The organism is Shewanella sp. N2AIL (assembly GCF_022690845.1).
GTDB classification, from domain to species: Bacteria; Pseudomonadota; Gammaproteobacteria; order Enterobacterales; family Shewanellaceae; genus Shewanella; species Shewanella baltica.
The window spans coordinates 1-21,333 of the sequence record NZ_JALBYT010000025.1; the positions used below are offsets into that span (position 1 = coordinate 1).

The following is a 21,333-nucleotide window of genomic DNA, read 5'->3' on the forward strand; positions in this document are numbered from 1 at the left end:
CGAGGTTACGAATAGCGATAGCTGGAGTAGTCATAATGATCTACCTGCAAAAAGTAGTAATAGATCAGAATGACCGATCGCCGTCAAGTTTTTTAAATCGAAAATTAGGTGCGGAATGACGGTTTAAAGACTCTAAGCAGCATCCTAATACTGCCAAAGTACTTAAATATAACGTGGGTTGGAAGTTCGACACTCTTGAGGAATTAGCGAAACACTTTGGCGTACCACTCGAACCATTAAAAGCGCAGATTGAAGAATACAACAGCTATGTCAAAACGGGTGTTGATAAGCAATTTAGCAAGAACATGACAAAAGCCAAGGATAAATATATTGAAGCGCCATTTACCGTAGTTCGTTTATGGCCAAAAGTGCATTACTGCCAAGGTGGTGTGCAGGTCAATACTAAGGCGGAAGTGAAAGATAGCCTTACAGGTCAGCCTATCCCTGGTTTGTATGCTGCAGGCGAAGTCTGCGGCGGTATTCACGGCGTTAGCCGTTTGGGTAGCTGCTCAATTCCAGAATGTATGGTGATGGGTATGACTGCCGCCCGTAGCATGATGCAAGCCTAAGTGGCCAGTAAATAAGAGGAATCAATAATGAAAATGCTAAATATTGTACTCGCGCTGGTCTTAGGTGGCTTGGTGAGTCTGTCAGCTCAAGCCGTTGAGCAACGCCCTTGGCATAAAGAAGTCATTGGCAAAGATTGTAAGGTATGTCACGACAATGGCATCAAACAGTTCCCGTCGGATCAAGCCTGTTTACAGTGCCATGATGTGGACGATTTAGCCAAGAAAACGGCTCGTAGTGAAGAGGATAAGTGGCAGAATCCACATAATAACCTTCACTATGGCAAAGACTTACCTTGCCAAGAGTGTCATGGTGAGCATAAAGCTAAAAAGCCATTATGCAGCAACTGCCATACATTTAAGTTTGATAAGCACCAAGAGTAATCTCTACCTCTAGGCCCATTGAGAAATGGGCCTATCTTCGATTTTCTCCTCCACCTCAGGAATGGGGTTTACTATAAAATGCAACGCCTTCCGCAACAGTCGTTTAAGTAAGCCGAAGTGCCCGATAGCGGCACTTCATCGTCTCTTACGCAAGGGCTAGTTGTCATTGGCTTCCGCTAGATTTTCGACGTTGGCTTTGATTAGTGTAATTAACTGCTGGGTAGCGTTAGTTTGCGTGTTGGGATTGAGATACAGGGCTTCGTTAAACACTGGTAGCACAGGCAGGTGGTGCTCGACAGGATCTAAGATCTGCATATTGTTATCAATGCGAAACTCGGCAATGGGCGCAATTGCGAGATCGTTTTCTACCGCCATACATAAGGCCTGTGGCGATGGTGTCGATAACAATACATTTATCGGCCGCATCGTGAGCTGATGATTCGCAAATACTTGCGCACGAATGGGGCAATTCTCTGGGTACAGTGCCATCGGAATCGTTTCGCGCTTGTGGGCATTGCCCGCTTTAGCTGCGACCCAGTGAAACTTACGCTCAAACAGCAGTTCACCATGGGCAGGTGGCAGCCAGTGAGTGGCTACAATTAAGTCAAATTCCCCTTGGTGGAGGCGTTTAAATAGATTACCACTGACATCGGTATCTATTACCAACTCTATACAGGTGAACTCTCGTATAAATTCCAATAAGCAGCTACTGAGGTAGCGCTTAATATAATCGGTCGGCACCCCAAGGCGGATTATCTCTCGGTTTTGGCAATCTTTAAGATCGTCTAGCGCTTGGGAGTTGAGCTGCATCATTTTGTATGCGTAGTTAAGTAGCGTTTTACCCGAATCGGTGAGCGTTACGCCTTTATTGTCGCGCAGCAATAGAGGCTGTCCGACACTCTCTTCCAGTTTTTTTATCTGCAAGCTTAATGTCGATTGCGTTCGACAGATCTGATCGGCAGCTTTAGATAAATTGCCGCATTCTGCAACAGCGATAAAACTTTCGAGTAATTCGATTTTTAACATGGGGTATTGAGTTTGCTCATAGTGGTATCAGTATTACTCAATATCGACTGGTCACAAACCCTGTTATCGTTTGATTGTGAGGTTGCAATGTTTTTGTTTATTGAAATGTGACGGGGTCGCTATGAGTAGCTGGGAACAAAGAACGGATTATCTTGTTGAGGTTGCGCAGCGATGCCTTAGGGGGCATCAAAGTTTTGATTTGTACCGTTCTCATCTTGTTGCTGCGAGTCAAATTTCCAAAGGAACCATCTATAATCATTTTACAACAGAGGCTGATCTAGTGGTCGCTGTTGCTTGTGCTCAATATCAGGATTGGTTGATTTCGGCAGCGCAGGATCGGCAACAATATAGTGATCCTTTTGAGTGTTATCTGTTTCATCATTGCCAGCGCTTACATGATGTTTTAGCCCATAAGCGTTTCGTGATAGAACGCGTAATGCCTAATCAAGAGTTGTTGCAGCAAGCCTCGGAGGTTTATCGTCATCGATTTAATGATTTGCTGGATCAATATAAAAAATGGAATAAAAACATAATTTTATCCGTTGGTGAACGCCCCGGGTTTGATCGTTATGAATTACTCAAAAATTATATTCGCGGTACGATGATCAACAGCGATGATGGCAGCAAACAGTGCGGCGATGTGCAGACCTATTATCAATTTAGCTATGCGATGGGTCAGCTGATGGGACATTCGGATAAGCGAATTCCCACCAAACAAAAATTTACCGATTGGCTATTACAGCTACATGGTCAAGCTGCTACCTCGGCAGCGTGATCGTCACTTTAAGGCCTGTTGGTATAAGGTTCTCGGCTTTAATCTTACCCTTGTGGGCGGTAATTGCCGCTTCAGTGATTGCCAGTCCAAGTCCCCAGCCGCCGCTCTCTCTCTGTCTTGCCGAGTCTGGGCGGTAGAAAGGTTTAAAGATGGCATCGAGTTCAGCGGCATCTATGCCTGGACCATCGTCTTTTATTGTAATTTGTACTTGATCATCAGTCGCACTCGCCTGCAGGTGAATGTCGCTTGCGGCATAACGAATTGCATTACGCAGCAGATTTTCAATCGCGCGGGAAAGTGATTTAGGAAAATGCGCTAACTCAATTTCTTCATCTATATCGATAGTAATGCTTTTACCTTGCTGTTCTGCTTCAAATTCCGCATCGTCTAAAACTTGGCTCAGGGATTCGGCCAAGCCTAAATGTACTTTGGTTTCGTTAGTGCTGAGCTTGACCCGCGAGAGTTCTAACAATTCACTGATAAGCTTTTCGAGTTGCTCTGCTTCATAGCCGATACGATCCGTTTCTGCCGTTTGCTGGCCCTTTTTACGGGCGAGGGCTAACGACAATTGTAAACGGGTGAGCGGGGTACGTAGCTCATGGGAAATATCGCCCATCAATCTCTGTTGATTGTTCATCATAGATTCGATGGAGTCGGCCATGCTATTGAAGGCCTTAGCTAATTGGCCTATTTCATCTTTACGCTGTGTAGTGGACTTATCGACTCGGTGACTTAAGTCACCCTCTGCGAGGGCATTAGCACTCTTTTTAAGTGAATTTAATGCCTTACCTAAATGCCACGCGAGCAGGCCACATAATAATCCCGATAGGAAAATTGCTAAGCTTAAAGTTAATAACTTATTTTCGGCGAAGAAGAAAAACCAAGGCCGCGGATGGTTATCCGGCAAGCGGCCGTAGAGTGAATAGGTTTCAGCGCCCAGATTAAATTGATAGGGACCAAACACCAACTCATCTTTAAATTGATGGCTAATCGGTTGTTTTTCTTCATCTGCCATCAGCATAAAGCTGCGCACACCGCGACTCACTCTGTGGGTGTTGACCACTTGACCTTGGCTGTTGACAAGATAGACCCGTAGCGGCTTGCCTTCCATGTCTCGATGTCTTTCCCAGCGGCGAAGAAAATCGGACTCCAGTAAGGCGGGGTTTTCTTGAATGCGCTTAGCTATAGTCGATAGGACTTTTTCAAGGTGAGGTGGCAGCGGCGCACGGTCGTGACTCTGTTGCAGCAATGGCAACAGACCGACCAAGGCAATGATCAGCGAGCTGCAGAGCCAGAATCCGAGCAATAATTTGATAAATAAACGATTAGGCACAGTCGATACCGCCATTAAGGGAGCCAAATATAACCTTTGCCACGGATGGTTTTCACCCTTGGCCGACCATCGCTACGCTCGGGGAGTTTTTTACGTAGATTCGATAAATGCATGTCTAAGCTGCGATCGAAGGGCATGAGTTTTTTGCCGAGTACTTTCTCGTTCAACTCTTCCTTATTCATCAACTCTCCCGCGTGCAGCGCAAGGGTGTGCAGCAGATTGAATTCTGTGCCTGTGAGTATGATTAATTGCTCATTACAGTAAGCTTCTTGGCGCGATGGATCTAAGCGCAGATCGCCAAACTCTTGGGCTGGTGCGGCATGGATTTCTTGGGTTGTTAAGTTCGAACGACGAATAATGGCGCGGATACGGGCGATTAACTCTCTGTCATTAAACGGCTTTGGCAGATAATCATCGGCGCCAATTTCAAGCCCAACAACGCGATCGATTTCATCGCCGCGAGCGGTCAGCATTAATACTGGCGTTTGCTTGTGCTGACGCAGTGCACGCAGGACTTCAAAACCGTTCAATTTAGGTAGCATGACATCGAGTAAGATTAGATCGTAATCCGCATTTAGTGCCAGATCTAAACCCTGTTTACCATCGTAAGCCAAGGTTAACTGAAACCCTTCTAACTCGAGCAGTTGCCCTAGCAGCTCAGATAAACCCAGATCGTCATCGATTAATAATATCCGACTCATATTGTTCCTTAATCTCTGTAATATGGCCTTATGCGCCCATGTAATACTGGCACTTTTAGCGCTTTGGCTGAGTATACCTGTTTTGATGTCAATTGCTGTGTAGCAATGTAAGCCAAAGTAAAGAATAGAGAATCTGTTATACCCAAGCAGCCTCAGGATAAGAGTTTCAGAGCGTCTAGGGTGATTCAATTCAAGGCGCATCAATGACAGAATGTCGGCCACCTTTTGAATTGATGCAACTTTACAGTGATTTACTCAGGCAACGTCCTCACTTACATATAGGGGTTTAGACTGGAAGGGTCGAAAGTGACTCGGCTTAAAAGGGTCGTCACTGTATCTTTTATTTGCCATATTAAAGTTGAACCACTGAGGTTAACACTATGAAAACATTATCACCTTTGAAAGCGAGCCTGTTTGCCATTCTAGCGAGTTCTGCGGTTTTAGCGACAACAGTCAATGCCGAACCGACAGACGGTGGCTGTGATTTCTCCCGTTCTGAATTCCACAAAGGCGACCGTATGGAACATGGCGGCCGACACATGGATAAGCGTGGCATGCATCGTATGTTTGAAGGGCTAGATTTAACCGATGCCCAAAAAGCTGATATCAAAAAGCTGTTTGCCGATCAGAAAGCCGCGCGTGCCGATAGCCGCCCAACGAAAGAGCAGCGTTTGGCCCATCGCACTGAAATGCAGGCCTTGATGACGGCCCCTAATTTTGATGAAGTGCAAGCCAAGGCACTGATGAGCGCGCAGCAAGAACAGCGTCAAGCTCAAGCCATTGAACGTATGAAGCTGCATAATCAAATCTACAATCTGTTGACACCAGAGCAGCAAGCTAAGTTTAAAGCGCGATTTGAAGCACAAGCTGGTAAAGAACCTCGCGGTTAAGTGTCTTAGCTGATATACAATAGGGTCATAGCTTCCCAAGATAGATCCCTTATGACTCAGACTTCCCAATACGATTTTTGGGTCAAACTGGCTAGCCGCGCTTCCGTGGCTACCGCTTTGATCCTTATTCTTATCAAGCTGTTCGCTTGGCTTTATTCCGGCTCTGCCAGTATGTTGGCATCTTTGACGGATTCCTTTGCCGACGCACTCGCTTCCATCATCAACTTTATTGCGATTCGTTACGCGCTTGTGCCGCCGGATCATGACCACAGATATGGCCATGGTAAGGCTGAGCCGTTAGCGTCTTTAGCGCAATCCGCCTTTATTATGGGCTCCGCGTTCCTGTTACTTTTCTATGGTGGCGAGCGGTTATTAACGCCCGTTCCCGTCGAAAATGCCACCATAGGTGTGGTGGTTTCCGTTATCGCGATTATTATGACGTTAGCTTTAGTGACGTTGCAAAAACGCGCATTAGCGGCGACAAAAAGCACTGTGGTCGAAGCCGATTCACTGCATTACAAGTCAGACTTATTCCTTAATGGTGCTGTACTGTTAGCACTCGTCCTATCCCAGTATGGTTGGTGGTGGGCTGACGGTTTATTTGCAGTAATGATTGCATTCTATATTGGTCATCAAGCCTTTGGCTTGGGCTATCGCTCAATTCAAGCCTTGTTAGACCGAGAGTTAGACGAAGAAACTCGCCAGCAAATCACGCAAATCGCGATGGAAGATCCACGGGTGCAAGGGCTGCATGACTTACGTACTCGTCAGGCTGGCAAAACCGTTTTTATCCAATTCCATTTAGAGCTTGATGGCAATCTGAGTTTGAATGAAGCCCACAGTATTGCCGATACGACAGGAATAAGAGTCAAAGCAGCCTTCGAAGATGCCGAGGTGATTATTCACCAAGATCCAGTCAAACCTGAAGTCAACGAAACATAAAGTGAGAGCAAGCGATGGCATGGATGCAGAAGCAAGGTCACAGATGGGATCATTCCACTCGATTGATATGTCGCTATCAGAGGCTATCGACTCGCTTTGAGTTGATAGTCGAATCTGAGATTCGTGATGTGAACGTTCCTGCCGATGCGGAAATTACGGTCTCAACTCAAGCGCAGTCCTCGAGAGTGAATCAAGCAGATAGTACAGTCACTCCTGTGATTGCGGGGGCTTGGAGTCAGTTAGTCCTGCGTAAACATCTTTATTACCTACCGCAGAAAATTGATTTTGAAATATCTAACCAAACTTATCGAGTCCATATCTGGCCATTGTTCCTTTGGCGCACCCGTATTATTTGTCTAGCGACTGGCCGAGTTGTCGTATCCGAATGTTTAGATGTCAGACGGCGTCGTTCCCTCATACGTTGGCTATATGCTAGTTTTATAGGATTGTTGCGGGTGCTAAGTTAACATCGTTAATTGTTTCAATTTTTTAAAAAATACTTACAGTAAGTATGGTTTTGCTACATAGCGAATAACTAAAACTTCCATTTTTCGACTTAAGCTGAATCAATGCTGTATGGTTTGTACTTTGATAATTTAAACCATGACACTTCTTAATCGCTTATTGTAATATCCGCGCTGTCTAATACTTACGTTAAATCATTAGGGAAATATGATGAATAAGTTATCAATTGTTGCTATCTCTTTACTATCAGCATTCGCGGCTACTCAAGTATCTGCTGCAACCGACACGACAGGATTTTATGTGGGTGGCGCATTAAATAGAGTCACAGCTGATGCTTTTGATGGTTCAGAAACCGGTACTGGTGTGGGCGTATACGGTGGCTATAACTTCAATGAGTGGTTTGGTTTAGAAGCTAACCTGTTCGCCACTGGCGACTTAGGCGATAAGGATGTTGATATTAGTGCTGGCGCGTTAAGTTTCACACCTAAATTTACTGCACAAATCAATGATATTTTCTCTGCCTATGCCAAAGTGGGTATCGCATCTATGGCTGTGAATGTTGATGGCTATGGTTACGATGAAGACTTTACTGGTTTTGGTTGGACTTACGGTGTAGGTGTGAATGCCGCCGTAACAGAACACTTAAATATCCGTGTAAGCTATGATGTCACTACGGGCGATTTAGATGCAGACCGTAGCTATTTAGGATTAAAAGATATAGACACCGATATTAAGCAATTCGCTGTAGGTGTGCATTATCAATTCTAATTTCTTTATATTTGGCATATTTAATTAATGCCAATGAAAATGAAATGAATTTCAAATAAAAAGGGATATGAAAATATCCCTTTTTATAGTTATTATTAATATCTCTGTATCTCTGTATCTCTGTATCTCTGTATCTCTGTATCGCTATAACGAGTAATAACGTTATTTTATTTACTCAATCCATCGACAGTTCTTTAAGTTTTCGCGTTAAGGTATTTCGTCCCCAGCCTAAACGTTTCGCCGCTTCTTGTTTATGGCCTTGAGTATGGCGCAGTGCAGTTTCTAGCAGTATGCGTTCGAATGCGGGCTGCACCTCAGTTAATAGATCGCTGTTTCCTTCCGAGAGTTTTTGATCTATCCACTCAGTCAGTGCCGATTGCCAATCTTGGCTGCCTTTCGCCGTGTGGGTGACACTCACAGGATCTTTCAGTAATTCTGGCGGTAAATCTTGGGGTAAAATTTCTTGCCCCGATGCCATAACGGTTAACCAGCGGCAGGTGTTTTCGAGTTGTCTGACATTACCGGGCCAAGGCAATTGGGAGAGTTTTACCGCGGTTTCCTTGGTCATTATTTTAGTTTCTACACCAATTTCCTTTGCTGCCGAGGCGAGGAAATGGGTGGCGAGTTGGGGAATGTCCTCCCGTCTTTGTGACAGTGGCGGCAAGTGCACGCGGATAACGTTGAGACGATGGAACAAGTCTTCTCTAAAGCCGCCTTTTTGCACTAATAATTCAAGATCTTGGTGGGTCGCCGCTATGATACGCACATCCACTTGCACCGCATTATGGCCACCGACGCGGTAGAACTGGCCATCGGCAAGTACTCTGAGTAACCGTGTTTGTACATCTAGCGGCATATCGCCGATTTCATCTAAAAAGAGCGTGCCGCCGTTCGCTTGTTCGAAGCGACCTTGGCGCACATTGGCTGCGCCAGTGAAGGCACCTTTTTCGTGGCCGAATAGCTCAGATTCGATCAAATCCTTAGGGATCGCAGCCATGTTCAGCGCGATAAACGGCTTATCTTTACGTGGGCTGTGTTTGTGTAATGCACCCGCCACGAGTTCTTTACCTGTCCCAGATTGACCATTAATCAGCACGCTGATCGACGAGCGTGAAAGCCTGCCTATGGCGCGAAACACTTCCTGCATCGCTGGCGCTTCACCTATGATTTCGGGTGTTTTTACTTGGGCTTCCTGCGCGGGTGCTGGGCTCTGTTCAGTGGCGTGTGTCAGTGCGCGCTCGACCAGAGAGATAGCCTCATCGATATCGAAGGGTTTAGGCAGATACTCAAATGCGCCCGCTTGATAGGCACTGACTGCGCTGTCTAAGTCTGAGTGCGCCGTCATAATGATCACGGGAATATGGGGATAATGCACCTGCAATCGTTCTAGCAGGCTTAACCCGTCCGTGCCGGGCATACGGATGTCCGACACTATCACGTGCGGTTGCGATATTTCTAAGGCCTGCCACAGGGATTCGGCGGCGGCAAAGCTGGCGGTACTGAGCTTGGCACCTTGAAGTGCCTTTTCGAGTACCCAACGTATCGAGCTGTCATCGTCGAGGATCCACACTTGTTCACTAATTCGCATCTTGCTTCCTCATACGGTATGTCGAAATTATTTCGCGCCTAAAATCGGTAATGAAATGATGAATTCGGTGTGCCCAGCGCTGGAGAGGCAATCGATTCTTCCCGCGTGTAAACGGGCAATATTATGGGCAATTGAGAGGCCTAAACCTGAACCTTGCTCACGACCTGTCACCATTGGATAAAATAATGTGTCCATCAGCTCGGGCGGTATGCCGGGGCCGTTGTCGATAATCGATAGGGTTAACACTAGCTTGTGGCGCTGTGAACCTATAGTGACTTGGTGCTGAGTACGAGTGCGGATCAAAATCTCGCCGCCCGTATGCTCAAGCGCTTGCACCGCATTTTGTAAAATGTTCAGCACAGCTTGCTGCATTTGGTCAGGGTCCATCTCGATATCGGGAATGGATGGGTCGTAATCCCGTTTGAGCTGGATGTTGGCGGGCAGCGCCATTTCAACTAATTTATAGACCTTTTGCACCACTTGATGGATGTTGTGCAGACTGTGCTGTGTTGGCCTTTGGGGGCCGAGCAGGCGATCCACTAAATTACGCAGTCGATCGGCCTGCTCTATGATGAGGGTAGTGAATTCCTTCAGCGCCGGATCATCCAGCTCCCGCGATAACAATTGCGCTGCACCGCGCAGGCCGCCTAAAGGATTTTTGATTTCATGGGCTAAGTTGCGCACTAAAAACTGCGCCGCTTGCTGCTGGGCATCTTGGCTCAGTTGCTGATGAATGCGTCTTTGTTGATCGACTTGGCGCAGTTCGAGCAGGCTGAGTTCAGCCTCGTCATCGAGGGGAATAAGCGTTAAATCAACGGTATGGTGCTGGCCATCGAGCGTGACTAGGGCCGCTGTATTGACCGTTAAGCCTTGGCCAGCTTTTACCGCATCCCTCAATAACTGGGCTTCGACACCGAGGATTTGATAATGCTCAGGCAAAGCTTGTTCTACGAGTCTATGGCTGCCAACACCTAATAATTGCTCTGCTGCTGCGTTGGCATAACAAGGCTTAAGATCCTTATCGATGACAAGTACAGCGGTAACTAAATGATTGAGCAGTGTCTCTTTATCCATTGACCGTTCCTAGAAATAGGGTTGCACCACCATGGTGCACCAATCTGGTGCAAGCTGCAACTTGTCTTCATCAAACGGTTTAGTCTGGGGCGGTTAATCTAACTCTATGTATTTAAAGTTCTTATACTAACTCTAACTATACAAATAGCGACATTAACGCTTAGCAGCTTGATGAAGAAATATCTTTCTTGGTGAACTTGATGCAAAGACTTTGCCGTTTTGAGTCAAAGCGTCAACGACTAAGGTATGTTCACCCCGGTCGATGTTTTTGAGTTTGAACGTACCGCCAATTTGCGGCTGACCGACTGGGGTGCCATCGAGTTTGAGGACCATTAAATACTGGCTTTTTAGCTCTGGGGTGATAGTCGCAACGACGTCGAAATCACCATTATTATCTCTGACGGTTTCTTCTTCTGCTGGGGAAGTGATATTAACTTGATATTGAATAGATTCAATTACTTGGTTTGCGTTATTAGAGTCTGTCTTAGGTGGAGGAAGGGCAATTTGATTTAAGGTCTTCTCTTTTAGCTCAACGACTTGGGCATTTGGCTGCGGCTCATCTGAGTAATGGACTTTACCATCTTTATCGACCCATTTATAAACCGTCGCTTGCGCTAACATGCTAAATAGCACTAAGCCGATGAGTGTGAGTGAACGCATGCTAAAGTCCCTGTAGCCTTGAGAGAGTTAATCAAGATTAGTCTCTTTTACATCAAAAATCATGGTGTTTGTTATGCGGCGTCGCTACATGGAAGGCGTAAAACGCGACAGGAAAGGGGGAGCTAGAAATCGGACTGGGTTGAACGAACTGAAGTTCGGGCACACTCATGTACCCGAACTCGAGTTGTAAATTACACGCTTGCGTCGAGTTGTTTCTCGATCTCACTCGCTTTAACCCAAGCGGTATGTTGGGATAATTGAGTGGCATAGCGTTGAATGTGTTCGAATTTTTCGAGGTCGCCACTGTTATCTAGTAGCTCCACCACGAAGGACATCATGATATCCGCACCTGTGAGCTTGTCTGCAACCAGGTAGGTTTTACCGGCCAACATATCATTGAAATAGTGGCTTATCTTACTGACTTCTATCGCGGCATAACCTTCAAGGAAGTTGGTTTTACAACCATCCTTTTGCACGAACATACGCAGTAACAAAGGTAGCATGGCTGAGCTTTCGGCAAAGTGTAGCCATTGCAGATAATCGATGTAGTCAGCGCTGTCTCTAGCGGGGGCTAAGGTGTCTGCCGCATATTTTTCAATCAGATACTCAGTGATCGCGCCTGACTCGGCAATCACTTGACCGTCCATTTCGATAACGGGTGATTTGCCCAACGGATGAATTTGCTTGAGTTCGGGTGGTGCGAGAAAAGTCTGGCTATCACGCTGATAACTCTTAATTTGATAAGGTTGACCGAGTTCTTCTAGCAACCAGATGATACGTTTAGAGCGTGATTTATTGAGATGGTGCAAGGTGATCATTGGCTTCCCTTTCGACTGTGAGAGTACATTTTTAGCTATCGCACCATTATGGTGCGATAGCTATTTCTACCGCATTTAGCACACTCGAGCTTGTCATTATTCACTTCAAGCTAAGTGTGTCGCGTCATTTATCGCTTAGCCTCTGGCGTTCAGTTGCGCGACGATGGCTTGAGCAACGGCTTCGGATGATCCTGGGTTTTGACCTGTGATCAAATGGCCATCTGCGACAACAAAGCTTGTCCAATCATCACCTTTGACATAAGTGCCGCCGTTTTTCTGCAGCATGTCTTCGACTAAAAATGGCACGATATGAGTAAGTTGCACGGCTTCTTCTTCAGAATTACTGAAACCGGTAACGCGCTTGCCGCTAACCAATGGCTTACCATCACTGGCTTTAGGGTGCAGCAGTGCCGCAGGTGCATGACAGACGAGCCCTAGGGGTTTATTCGCTTGATAGAACTGTTCAATCAAGGCGATAGAATGTTTATCTTCGGCAAGATCCCACAGTGGGCCGTGGCCGCCTGGATAGAAAACCGCATCATAATCAGCTGCGTTAATTTCACTTAAGCGAGTGGTATTTGCTAGCAGTGTTTGTGCCTCAGGATCTTTGCTAAAGCGCGCAGTGGCTTCGGTTTGAAAGTCTGGCTCATCACTTTTTGGATCGAGCGGTGGTTGACCGCCCAATGGCGAGGCTAAGGTAATGTCAAAACCTTTATCTTTAAACTCATAAAAAGGTGAGGCGAATTCTTCGAGCCAAAAGCCGGTTTTTAAACCTGTGTCGCCGAGTTTATCGTGTGAAGTTAGTACCATTAATATATTCATTTTCATACCTTTACCTAAGTTGCTCACATCAATACGTGTGAGCTTTGGGTTTAGTTCAATCAGGATACCATTTGACGTTATAGGGCTAAGGTCAAAATGTCACGGCTCATTGCTGGGTTAATGTTGCCATGTTCGCCGAGTGCCACCATGCCGTGCAGTTCAAGCTGTTTCACTACGGTATCAACGTGGCTGGCATCGAGATCATAGGCAGATAAATGTGTCGGTATGCCCATGGCTTCGAAGAAAGCCTTAGTTTTTGCAATAGCGGCATCGATGCGCTCGTCATCGGTACCTGTGTTGATGTGCCACACTCGGTCTGCGTACTGGAGTAACTTTTCGCGCTTAGCCTCTTTGGTACATTGCAGCAGGGCAGGCAATACGATTGCCAATGTACGCGCATGGTCGATGTCGTAAAGCGCAGTCAGTTCATGGCCTATCATGTGGGTTGCCCAATCATGGGGAATGCCTACGCCAATCGTGCCGTTGAGGGCCATAGTGGCAACCCACATTAAGTTAGCGCGAATGTCGTAGTCTTCGGGTTGAGCCAGTACCTGTGGACCAAGCTCAACCAAGGTTTGTAACAGACCTTCGGCAAATCTGTCCTGTACGGCGGCGTTGACTGGGTAAGTGAGGTATTGCTCTGTGATATGCACAAAAGCATCGACGACACCGTTTGCCACTTGGCGTTCTGGCAGGGTGAAGGTTTTCGTCGGATCGAGTATTGAGAATTGTGGATAAACCAAGTCATTACGGAATGGCAGCTTAGCTTGCAGTGATTTTCTGGTCACTACGCTGGCGTTGTTCATTTCTGAACCCGTCGCAGGCAAGGTTAATACTGAGCCAAAAGGCATAGCTTGAGTCACTTTTGCGCCCCAACTAGTGAGAATGTCCCAAGGTTCGCCTTCGAATACCGCAGCCGCGGCAACAAATTTAGTGCCATCGATAACCGAACCACCACCCACTGCAAGGAGGAAGTCGATCTTCTGTTCGCGCACTTGGGCGACGGCTTTCATTAAGGTTTCATAGGTTGGGTTTGGCTCAATACCATCGAACTCGACAACGAAACGATTGCCCAATGATTGTTTAACTTCATCTAGCGTGCCGGTTTTTCTGGCGCTGCTGCCGCCAAATAGGATCATGACTTTAGCATCGCTCGGTACTAAAGCATCAATTTCGGCGATAGTGTCTTTACCAAAACGGATACGGGTTGGGTTGTAATAGTTAAAATTTAGCATGGATGATTTATCCCTTATTACTTTAAGTGAGCTACTTTAAATTAGCAGTGTTAAATGCGCTGCGTTAATTAATCGCTCGTTAAATTAGTAGACCAGTCGTCTAATTTTGTGGCGTGAAAATGTATTCTTTAAAAATCTAGGCTGACTGATATCAGCAAATATTGGTCTTGAATCGGTATTAAGTTAAAGGGCCGTTTTAGGCGTTAAAATAGCTTTAGTCGTCACGATCGCACGTTCAAGTGCCGCGGGGCTGTGGCCTAACTTGTTCATTAAGCTGGCACCTAACCACATGTGATACAACATTTCAGCGGTCGATTGCGGATCTTGCTCGGCGATTGAACTGTCGTTTATGCCAACTTGAACACAAGTGGTTAACCTGTCTATGATGCCGGCGGAACCTTTAAGTAAGGCAACTCGCATGGCTTCGGATAAATCGGCCACTTCAGCACTGAGTTTCACGACGAGGCATTTTTGATCTACGCAGCCATCGGCTTGTACGTGCAACCATTGTTGCCAGTACTGCATCAAGCGTTGATAGCCCGTCAGCGTCGAGTCATTGAATAATGCGTCTAAATCTAACTGATATTTTTCGAAATAATCAGTTATGAGCGCTTCGCCAAATTGTTCTTTGGATTTGAAGTAATGATAAAACGAGCCTTTAGGCACTTCGGCGGCTTGCAGCAGTAGCGATAAGCCGACGCTGGAGAAGCCTTTACGTACGATCAGCTTGTAGCCGATGTCGAGAATGTGCTGGCGAGTGGATTGAGTTTCAATTTTCATGTGGGTTAGAATAAAACAAATTAGACCGGTCGTCTAGTGTTGTTTTTATCGGCGATATCAACACGCCCAATTTAGTCTTCTTTAAGTCGCGAGGTTTAAACTCTCTTGGGTCTGCCTAATAAAGCTATCAAATTGATAAAAAGCCAGACGGATAAAGCATGCAGAGGGTGAAATTGTGGTAAGGAGAAATGGTTCGGTAAGACAAAATACCCACAGTGCTGAGATAAACCGTCACTGTGAGCATTAGATTCATAATTGATATTGAAACTTTTACTCAATCAAGATGATTAGAGGTAACTGCAACAATATTCTGCAATGGCTGTGTTACGAATTTTAAAGCTGACATTTGCAGCCAGTTCAAATTGAGTTCCTTCGCTAAATTCTTGCCAAGTTGTTGTTTCTGGCAGTAACACCTCAAAACGGCCGCTAGTCACTTCCATGATTTCGCCTTGGGAGGTTGAGAACTCATATTCCCCTGGTAATACAACACCTAAGGTTTGCTTGCTGCCATCGGCAAAAAATACGCTACGGCTAGCCACTTTGCCATCAAAGTAGATGTTGGCTTTTTTAGATACTGACACTTGCTCGAGTAAACTCATTATTAATCCTCTATAAATTGGCTTGGGATGAATTTATATGCATATTTAATAAATTTCAATGCATCATTTGTCGCATGGATGTGCGCATTGAATATAAGTTGATGCTAACGTTCGGTTTATCGCTTATTTCCCACTATATCATTTTGTTTGAAATGGTCGGTATGGCTTGGTTGTCATTTAAAGTTATTAATCATTTTTCTACTTAAAAATAATGAGTTGTCGGAATTTTAGTGAACTTTTGATGAAAATAGTCGGCACCGCTTTGTTTAGCTGAGATTCTTCTCCTATAGTTTTAAGGCAGGTTTGATTCTGCAAAGATTGAAGGAATGGAATTCGACGCGCGACAAGGAGTCTCACCATGGGTTTTACTCGTAAAATTCAGCTTATCAGTTTATTGATTGTCCTATTACCCCTCATATTTGCCACCGCAATAGTGACTTACATTGCTCGGGATGAATTGTTTGCCGAGGCTCAGTCTCGTTTAGTGGCTGTACGTGAGATCAAGCAACGGCAGATTGTTGGCATGTTTCAGGACTTTTCCGATAACCTGCAGGCCGTCAGCGCCGTAATTGCCAGCCAAAAAAGCCTCGATACTCTTACTGACATAGATCAAACCTTGCAGTCATTAAATAAATCCCTCGGTTTTTATGACCTATTTATTATTAGTGACGACGGCACCGTTTTATATACAGTGGCGAAGGAGTCTGATTTCGGCACCAATTTGCGTACTGGGCCCTTCCATGATTCGGGATTAGCACAGTTATTCAATAAGGCATTGGGATCGGCTGGCACTGTATTACTTCAAGATTTCTCCGCATACGCGCCTTCAAACGGTCAACCTGCGGCATTTATTGGCCAGTCGATTCAGTTTAATCAACAAAGATTGGTGGTGGCGGCTCAAGTATCAATCGATCGCATCAACAGAGTTATGCAAATTCGTGAGGGTATGGGGCAAAGTGGTGAAACTTATCTCATTGGCCCAAATAATCGTATGCGTTCTGATTCTTTTCTCGACCCCATTAATCGTACTGTTACGGCTTCGTTTGCGGGAACGGTAGCTCAGAATGGTGTTGATACGCTGGCGGTAAAGGAGGCGCTGGCTGGTAAATCGGGGGTGATGCAAGTGAATGACTATAACAATAATCCCGTTTTATCCGCTTATTCTCCTGTCGTTGAGCTCGGTTTACGTTGGGGTTTGATGGCTGAAATTGATGTGAGTGAAATTGCTGCTCCCGCCTACCGTATGATGTTTATCGGTTTATCTGTTTGTGCAGCAGCCTTAGTGTTGGCGTTCGCTGCCGCTAAGTTAGTTACAGGGTTTGTATTAAAGCCGCTCGGCGGTGAGCCTGAGGACATGTGTAACTTGACCAGTATGATCGCCTCTGGCGATTTAACTCATAATTTACCGCATGTTCAAACGGATAATCACCTGATGAGTTGGTTGGCGCGGATGCAAACTAAGCTCAAAGAAATCATCAGTCAGCTGGTGGGCGTTGGGCATGAACTTGAATCTGCCGCCGAACAAAACTCTGCCGCTATGACCCAAGCCGATTGCAGTATTCAGATGCAGGCGAAAGAAACCGATATGTTAGCAACCGCAGTCGAAGAAATGAGTTATGCCGCCGCGGAAATCAGCACGAATACGCTTAAATCCTCTGATGAAGTCTCTGCCTGTACTCATTCGAGTGAAATTCTTTCGCAAAATTTAGCCAGCACACGTAAAAGCTTGAAAGTGACCTTGAGCAGTTTTGCGACCATACATCAGCAAGTGGGCAGCCTTGAGGCCGACAGTCAGAAAATCGGTTCGGTATTGGCTGTGATTAATGCCATAGCCGAACAAACGAATCTGCTGTCACTTAATGCGGCGATTGAAGCGGCGAGAGCTGGTGAACATGGTCGTGGCTTTGCCGTAGTTGCCGATGAGGTGCGCCAGTTAGCGGTTAAGGTTCAGTTGGCTACTCAGGATATTGGTCAAGTGTTAAAAGGCATTCAGCAGCAATCTGGCGTGTTGGCGCTGCATAGTGTGACTTGTACTACTGAAGCCTCTAAAACAGCAGAAGATGCCGATGGCATGCAAGCCGCAGTGGATGACATCGCTTTACGTTTAGAAACCTTAAAGGCATTAATGATCCAAACCGCCACCGCCGCGGAGGAGCAAACAACGGTTTCGGCAACGATTGCACAGGGGATTGCGGGCTTGAGCGTGGCGGCGGAAGAAAATAGCGCGGCGATCAGCCAAGTGGCAGCGAGTACGCGCAGTTTGTTAGGGTTAGCAAATCAGCTTGGTTTAACAACGGCACAGTTTAAGGTGTAGGTATTTGCGCTGTATTTGCCGTGTTCAACTTTAGTTGATGCTGCAAAGATGACTGAGCTTGATGTTACACATCCGCCAGAAATGGATTTCTGGCGGATATTTTTATTGAGACTTCAGCGGTTTATTCCATGAGAGAGCATTAACGCTTACGCCAAATTGTCATTTCGGAGATGGAATGTTGGAATTTACGTTTTGTCTCGCGGATGACGAAGGGAATCTCCTTCACTGCGACCAGCTCAAATTGGCCGATCAAGGTTTCGGTCAAGCCATCTAAGGTGGTGAAGTTCTCTCCTTTGACTTTAACACCACCGAGCCATTTATCCTTCGGCGTATAATCCTCCAGCCAAGTGTACGGCGAAGCAATAACAAGGTATCCACCTTGATTAATCCGCTGGGCAATACTGGTTAAAAAGTGTTTAGGATCGTTCAGTCTGTCGATAAGGTTTGAGGCATAAACCAAGTCATAACCTGTGTAGAGCGGCTTTAAATTACAGGCATCACCCTGCATAAAGTTGACTTTTTTCGCCTCAAGGCCATATCCAAGCTTAGCCAGACTCGCACTCTTAAATTCCTGTAAATCGCCTTCGGTACGTATGGTGTAACGTTTTTCACCTTGTTCAGTTAGGGCATAGGCCTGTTGAATAAAGCGTGCCGAAAAGTCAATACCATCAACATGATCAAACACTTTTGCCAGTTCAAAACTCGCTCGACCTACGGAGCAGCCGATGTCGAGGGCTTTGGCGGTATGGGTGAGTTGAATTTCACTGAGTGCTTGCTGCACGCCATTGACACAGAAGTTAGCAACCCCGAAATATTCGGCGCCATAGTGGAATTCAAGGTATTGGGAAATCAGTTCATCAGTTTCGTACACATTGACCTCGGCCATTTGGGCGGGATTTTGCGTGGATTCCACATAGCGGAAGCCAGCGTGTTGATAAAAATGTCGACGAAACGCATAGCGTGACGAAGCAATGGCTTCATTACCTGTGGAGATCCACGAACCACCTTTGATGAGATTATGCTTACCATCGAAGGTTGGAGTAGAAAAATCATCGTAGAGTGGATGCACGGCAAAACCGTTAAAACCGTCGATTGCGGTTTCTGTCCATTGCCAAACATTACCGACAATATCGAAAAAGCCATTATGTTCGAAGCGATTCACTGGGCAAGAAGAGGCGTAATAAGCCAAAGCAATATTGCCCGGCACTTCGTGCCAATCGGGCGCATCGGCGGGCACATTCTCGCGTAAGATGTACCATTCGGCTTCCGTCAGTAGGCGAATGTTGCTTTGATTTTGCTCGGTTTTCCAATTGCAGAATGCCTTAGCTTCGAGTTGATTCACTTCTACAGGCCAGTTTAATGGCAGCGGGATTTCTTCCGCTAAGTTACGTTGCCACCATTTATCTTGTTTTAAGCGCCAAAAGCGCGGCATTTGAGCTTGGGTGTAAGCGAGCCAAGCTTGGCCTTCTTCATTCCAAAATTGAGGTGAGCGATAGCCGCCAGCTTCGACGAATGCGAGGTACTCTTGATTCGAGACTAAGAATTTAGAGGCCTTAAAGTCGGCAACATTAAAGATTTCATGGCCGTATTCGTTATCCCAGCCGTAGGTTTCATCTTGTTCAGTTTTACCTAAGGTCACTTTTTGCCCTTTTACTGCCAGTAAACTGTTGGCTTCGGCGACGGTGAAGTCTTGGCACGCAGCCCAGAGGCTGTTGGGGGCGACATGTTCCAGCGGTAACTGACGGATGATAACCGATGAGGTTTCTAAGTGAATACGCTCGTGTTCAACGCCCATCAAAATGATCCAAGCTGGGCTGTCTTGAGTGATCGGCAGCGTTAGAGGCATTTCATCAATCACGCGATTGACGACAGCATTAACTTGTTGGCGATAGCTGCGCACTTCTGCCACGTTCGGCCATGGGTAATGTTGCTCGTTCAGATCGTCCCAAGACATCTCATCGACACCAATGGCAAACATGGATTCGAAGTTATCGTTTACCCGTTCGTCGAGAAATTTGCCGAGTTTGAGTTTGTTGATATAGAAAGTGGCCGTATGGCCAAAATAAAAGATCAACGGATGGCGCAGCGGCTCGGCTTTGAGGTAATAGGCGCTATCTTCTTGGATCAAATCAAACAGTGACTCGTACAGAGCCCATGTCTGATTAAAGTACTGCTTAAGCTCTAGACGCTTTCCTGCCTCAGTTTCACCAATTAGCTTAAGGGTTTGAGGGGGTTGCGTTATGGGCTTATCCATAGGCAAGTAAACTCCGTATTTATCGGCCTGCGGTGCAAGCATGGGAACATGAATCTATCGTGTGTGACTCTATACGCGATTACTGGGCTCAGGATCACTTTGTCAGCTTAATGTGTCGATTTGAGGCAAAGTGTTTTACAAACTAACAGAAACACGAATTGAGTCCAACATCAGCCACTGGCACTAAAACATCTCAGACATGACCTTTGGAGTTAAGATTATCTTACAAAGGAAGTGAGCACTGCGTTTCGTGTGCCATCCTTTTTAGGATTAAAATTATTTTATCCCTGAAGAGTATTTTCTCTGTCGGGGTTAAGGCAGAATGATCCCGTCCGTAAAATTATTATGCAGGATATAACGGGATGACAATTAACGCATTATGGATACCCGCCTGGTACGAACTTGATCAATCGATCGTAGTAGGTGTGACTGAGGAGTTTGTCTTTCATAAGACTGTCGCAAACGAGGCGTTAACGTTTTACAGCGGTGCAAAGGGGAGCGATGCCGTTAAGGCAACGGGAACCATTTCGGCCATTAAACATAATGTCTTGGGGGACATTGAAAGTGTCGATGCACAGGGGCTCGATTATACGCTGGTATTGCAAGATGGACGGCGTTTATTAGTCAATGCTGAGGAAAATCCAGGATTGATTTATGAGTGGGTTGATGACAGTTGGCAGCCGTCAGATATGGTCATCACAGATTGGACGTTGGCAGTACAATTTGCGTCTTTATCACCATTGACGCCAATAAAGTAATTGAAGATATATCGTTAAGTGACTAAATAGGTAAGTGCAGTTAACGTTCGGGAGCTGACGTTGACTGCACTTTTACTAGCTCTGCAAGTTGTTGGTATTCTTGTTTTATTTCTGCCACATACACATCGTGAAAATCTAACTCATTAAACTCATCTAGGCAGAGCTGATAACGGCGTAGCTGCTCTGTTTTTTCTTCAGCGGTATCCCATTTTTCCATTAGCATAGCGTTTGATTCCATTCATAAATTTAATTCCTTATTCACTTCACATATTTTAACGACAGTTATTGCTATTTAACTGAGCTGGTTTGAAGTTTGTTGTATGCATTTATGCCGTTGGGCGTCATGCAATATAGAAATCTATTTTAAACAGAGGGTTGAGCTGAAATAGTCAGTTTTACCGTATGGTGATGGACTTTTCTCCTTATCTTATTCGGGACAAATGCTTACACAGGCGTCAGCCATAGCCTGATTGTGTTGCTATCTTGATGATTGGATTGTACCAGTGAGCATTTTGCTCTAGATTGATATTTCTTTGTTTTTATCTTCTAGCCTTGAGTCTTTTTTGTCCTTTGGAGCCGCG

21 protein-coding genes and 1 pseudogene are annotated in these 21,333 nt (G+C 45.7%); 9 read left to right on the forward strand and 13 right to left on the reverse strand.

Features of this window, described 5'->3' with window-relative positions; genetic code table 11:
* Nucleotides 1-122 precede the first annotated feature (122 nt).
* Both MO387_RS14605 and MO387_RS14610 read left to right on the forward strand, forming a co-directional pair.
* Nucleotides 123-569: pseudogene (locus tag MO387_RS14605) on the forward strand (FAD-binding protein); the annotation flags it as partial.
* Between the two features lie 27 nt (nucleotides 570-596).
* Nucleotides 597-950: a cytochrome c3 family protein gene (locus MO387_RS14610; RefSeq protein WP_107949719.1), complete on the forward strand. Its 354-nt coding sequence runs from the start codon at nucleotides 597-599 to the stop codon at nucleotides 948-950.
* Between the two features lie 156 nt (nucleotides 951-1,106).
* Here MO387_RS14610 and MO387_RS14615 read toward each other — a convergent pair whose 3' ends face one another.
* Nucleotides 1,107-1,976 carry a LysR family transcriptional regulator gene (locus MO387_RS14615; RefSeq protein WP_107949717.1) on the reverse strand — a complete coding sequence of 290 codons (870 nt, stop codon included), beginning with the start codon at nucleotides 1,974-1,976 and terminating at the stop codon, nucleotides 1,107-1,109.
* A 121-nt stretch (nucleotides 1,977-2,097) separates the two neighbouring features.
* Here MO387_RS14615 and MO387_RS14620 point away from each other — a divergent pair, with 121 nt between their 5' ends.
* Complete coding sequence (locus MO387_RS14620; protein ID WP_107949715.1) at nucleotides 2,098-2,751, forward strand: TetR/AcrR family transcriptional regulator; 654 nt, start codon at nucleotides 2,098-2,100, stop codon at nucleotides 2,749-2,751.
* Here MO387_RS14620 and MO387_RS14625 read toward each other — a convergent pair.
* Together MO387_RS14625 and MO387_RS14630 are read right to left on the reverse strand one after the other, a co-directional pair.
* Entirely contained in the window at nucleotides 2,735-4,099 is a 1,365-nt protein-coding gene (locus MO387_RS14625) for an ATP-binding protein (RefSeq protein ID WP_199908770.1), read from the reverse strand. The two genes, MO387_RS14620 and MO387_RS14625, sit on opposite strands and share 17 nt — an antisense overlap.
* Nucleotides 4,099-4,785 carry a response regulator gene (locus MO387_RS14630; RefSeq protein WP_107949713.1) on the reverse strand — a complete coding sequence of 229 codons (687 nt, stop codon included), beginning with the start codon at nucleotides 4,783-4,785 and terminating at the stop codon, nucleotides 4,099-4,101. Before MO387_RS14630 ends, MO387_RS14625 begins: the two co-directional genes overlap by 1 nt.
* A 380-nt stretch (nucleotides 4,786-5,165) precedes the next feature.
* On the opposite strand from MO387_RS14630, the gene MO387_RS14635 reads away from it, so the two are divergent.
* The 4 genes from MO387_RS14635 to MO387_RS14645 all read left to right on the forward strand — a co-directional run bounded on the left by MO387_RS14635 (nucleotide 5,166) and on the right by MO387_RS14645 (nucleotide 7,850).
* On the forward strand, nucleotides 5,166-5,675 hold the full coding sequence (locus tag MO387_RS14635) for a Spy/CpxP family protein refolding chaperone (protein WP_107403272.1): 510 nt from the start codon (nucleotides 5,166-5,168) through the stop codon (nucleotides 5,673-5,675).
* 51 nt (nucleotides 5,676-5,726) lie between these two features.
* Nucleotides 5,727-6,617, forward strand: coding sequence for a cation diffusion facilitator family transporter (locus tag MO387_RS14640; protein ID WP_107949711.1), 891 nt, complete (start codon nucleotides 5,727-5,729; stop codon nucleotides 6,615-6,617).
* 14 nt (nucleotides 6,618-6,631) lie between these two features.
* The gene (locus MO387_RS21340) at nucleotides 6,632-7,084 is read left to right on the forward strand and encodes a hypothetical protein (protein WP_107949709.1); all 453 of its coding nucleotides are present in this window, start codon (nucleotides 6,632-6,634) and stop codon (nucleotides 7,082-7,084) included.
* A 208-nt stretch (nucleotides 7,085-7,292) separates the two neighbouring features.
* Nucleotides 7,293-7,850 carry a porin family protein gene (locus MO387_RS14645; protein WP_071940491.1) on the forward strand — a complete coding sequence of 186 codons (558 nt, stop codon included), beginning with the start codon at nucleotides 7,293-7,295 and terminating at the stop codon, nucleotides 7,848-7,850.
* A 175-nt stretch (nucleotides 7,851-8,025) separates the two neighbouring features.
* On the opposite strand, the gene glnG is transcribed toward MO387_RS14645, so the two are convergent.
* From glnG to MO387_RS14685, 8 genes are all read right to left on the reverse strand, one after another.
* Nucleotides 8,026-9,438 carry a nitrogen regulation protein NR(I) gene (gene glnG, locus MO387_RS14650; protein ID WP_006079736.1) on the reverse strand — a complete coding sequence of 471 codons (1,413 nt, stop codon included), beginning with the start codon at nucleotides 9,436-9,438 and terminating at the stop codon, nucleotides 8,026-8,028.
* Nucleotides 9,439-9,465: 27 nt separating this feature from the next.
* Entirely contained in the window at nucleotides 9,466-10,512 is a 1,047-nt protein-coding gene (glnL, locus tag MO387_RS14655; protein WP_107949707.1) for a nitrogen regulation protein NR(II), read from the reverse strand.
* 153 nt (nucleotides 10,513-10,665) lie between these two features.
* Nucleotides 10,666-11,172, reverse strand: a complete 507-nt coding sequence (locus MO387_RS14660) for a DUF4124 domain-containing protein (protein WP_107949705.1) — start codon at nucleotides 11,170-11,172, stop codon at nucleotides 10,666-10,668.
* A 191-nt stretch (nucleotides 11,173-11,363) separates the two neighbouring features.
* Nucleotides 11,364-11,990 (reverse strand): glutathione S-transferase, encoded by a 627-nt coding sequence (locus MO387_RS14665; RefSeq protein WP_107949703.1) that lies wholly within the window; start codon nucleotides 11,988-11,990, stop codon nucleotides 11,364-11,366.
* 135 nt (nucleotides 11,991-12,125) lie between these two features.
* Nucleotides 12,126-12,818, reverse strand: a complete 693-nt coding sequence (locus MO387_RS14670; protein WP_107949701.1) for a type 1 glutamine amidotransferase domain-containing protein — start codon at nucleotides 12,816-12,818, stop codon at nucleotides 12,126-12,128.
* Nucleotides 12,819-12,889: 71 nt separating this feature from the next.
* Complete coding sequence (locus tag MO387_RS14675) at nucleotides 12,890-14,047, reverse strand: iron-containing alcohol dehydrogenase (protein ID WP_107949699.1); 1,158 nt, start codon at nucleotides 14,045-14,047, stop codon at nucleotides 12,890-12,892.
* A 183-nt stretch (nucleotides 14,048-14,230) separates the two neighbouring features.
* Nucleotides 14,231-14,827: a TetR/AcrR family transcriptional regulator gene (locus MO387_RS14680; RefSeq protein ID WP_107949697.1), complete on the reverse strand. Its 597-nt coding sequence runs from the start codon at nucleotides 14,825-14,827 to the stop codon at nucleotides 14,231-14,233.
* A 287-nt stretch (nucleotides 14,828-15,114) separates the two neighbouring features.
* Nucleotides 15,115-15,426: a pyrimidine/purine nucleoside phosphorylase gene (locus MO387_RS14685; protein WP_063884943.1), complete on the reverse strand. Its 312-nt coding sequence runs from the start codon at nucleotides 15,424-15,426 to the stop codon at nucleotides 15,115-15,117.
* A gap of 358 nt (nucleotides 15,427-15,784) precedes the next feature.
* Here MO387_RS14685 and MO387_RS14690 point away from each other — a divergent pair, with 358 nt between their 5' ends.
* Entirely contained in the window at nucleotides 15,785-17,740 is a 1,956-nt protein-coding gene (locus MO387_RS14690) for a methyl-accepting chemotaxis protein (RefSeq protein ID WP_107949695.1), read from the forward strand.
* 139 nt (nucleotides 17,741-17,879) lie between these two features.
* Here the strand turns inward: MO387_RS14690 and ovoA are convergent, their stop codons facing one another.
* On the reverse strand, nucleotides 17,880-19,994 hold the full coding sequence (gene ovoA / locus MO387_RS14695) for a 5-histidylcysteine sulfoxide synthase (RefSeq protein ID WP_107949693.1): 2,115 nt from the start codon (nucleotides 19,992-19,994) through the stop codon (nucleotides 17,880-17,882).
* A 362-nt stretch (nucleotides 19,995-20,356) separates the two neighbouring features.
* On the opposite strand from ovoA, the gene MO387_RS14700 reads away from it, so the two are divergent.
* Nucleotides 20,357-20,752, forward strand: coding sequence for a hypothetical protein (locus MO387_RS14700; RefSeq protein ID WP_012586505.1), 396 nt, complete (start codon nucleotides 20,357-20,359; stop codon nucleotides 20,750-20,752).
* Nucleotides 20,753-20,792: 40 nt separating this feature from the next.
* On the opposite strand, the gene MO387_RS14705 is transcribed toward MO387_RS14700, so the two are convergent.
* The gene (locus MO387_RS14705; protein ID WP_107950374.1) at nucleotides 20,793-20,975 is read right to left on the reverse strand and encodes a hypothetical protein; all 183 of its coding nucleotides are present in this window, start codon (nucleotides 20,973-20,975) and stop codon (nucleotides 20,793-20,795) included.
* Nucleotides 20,976-21,333: the final 358 nt, after the last annotated feature.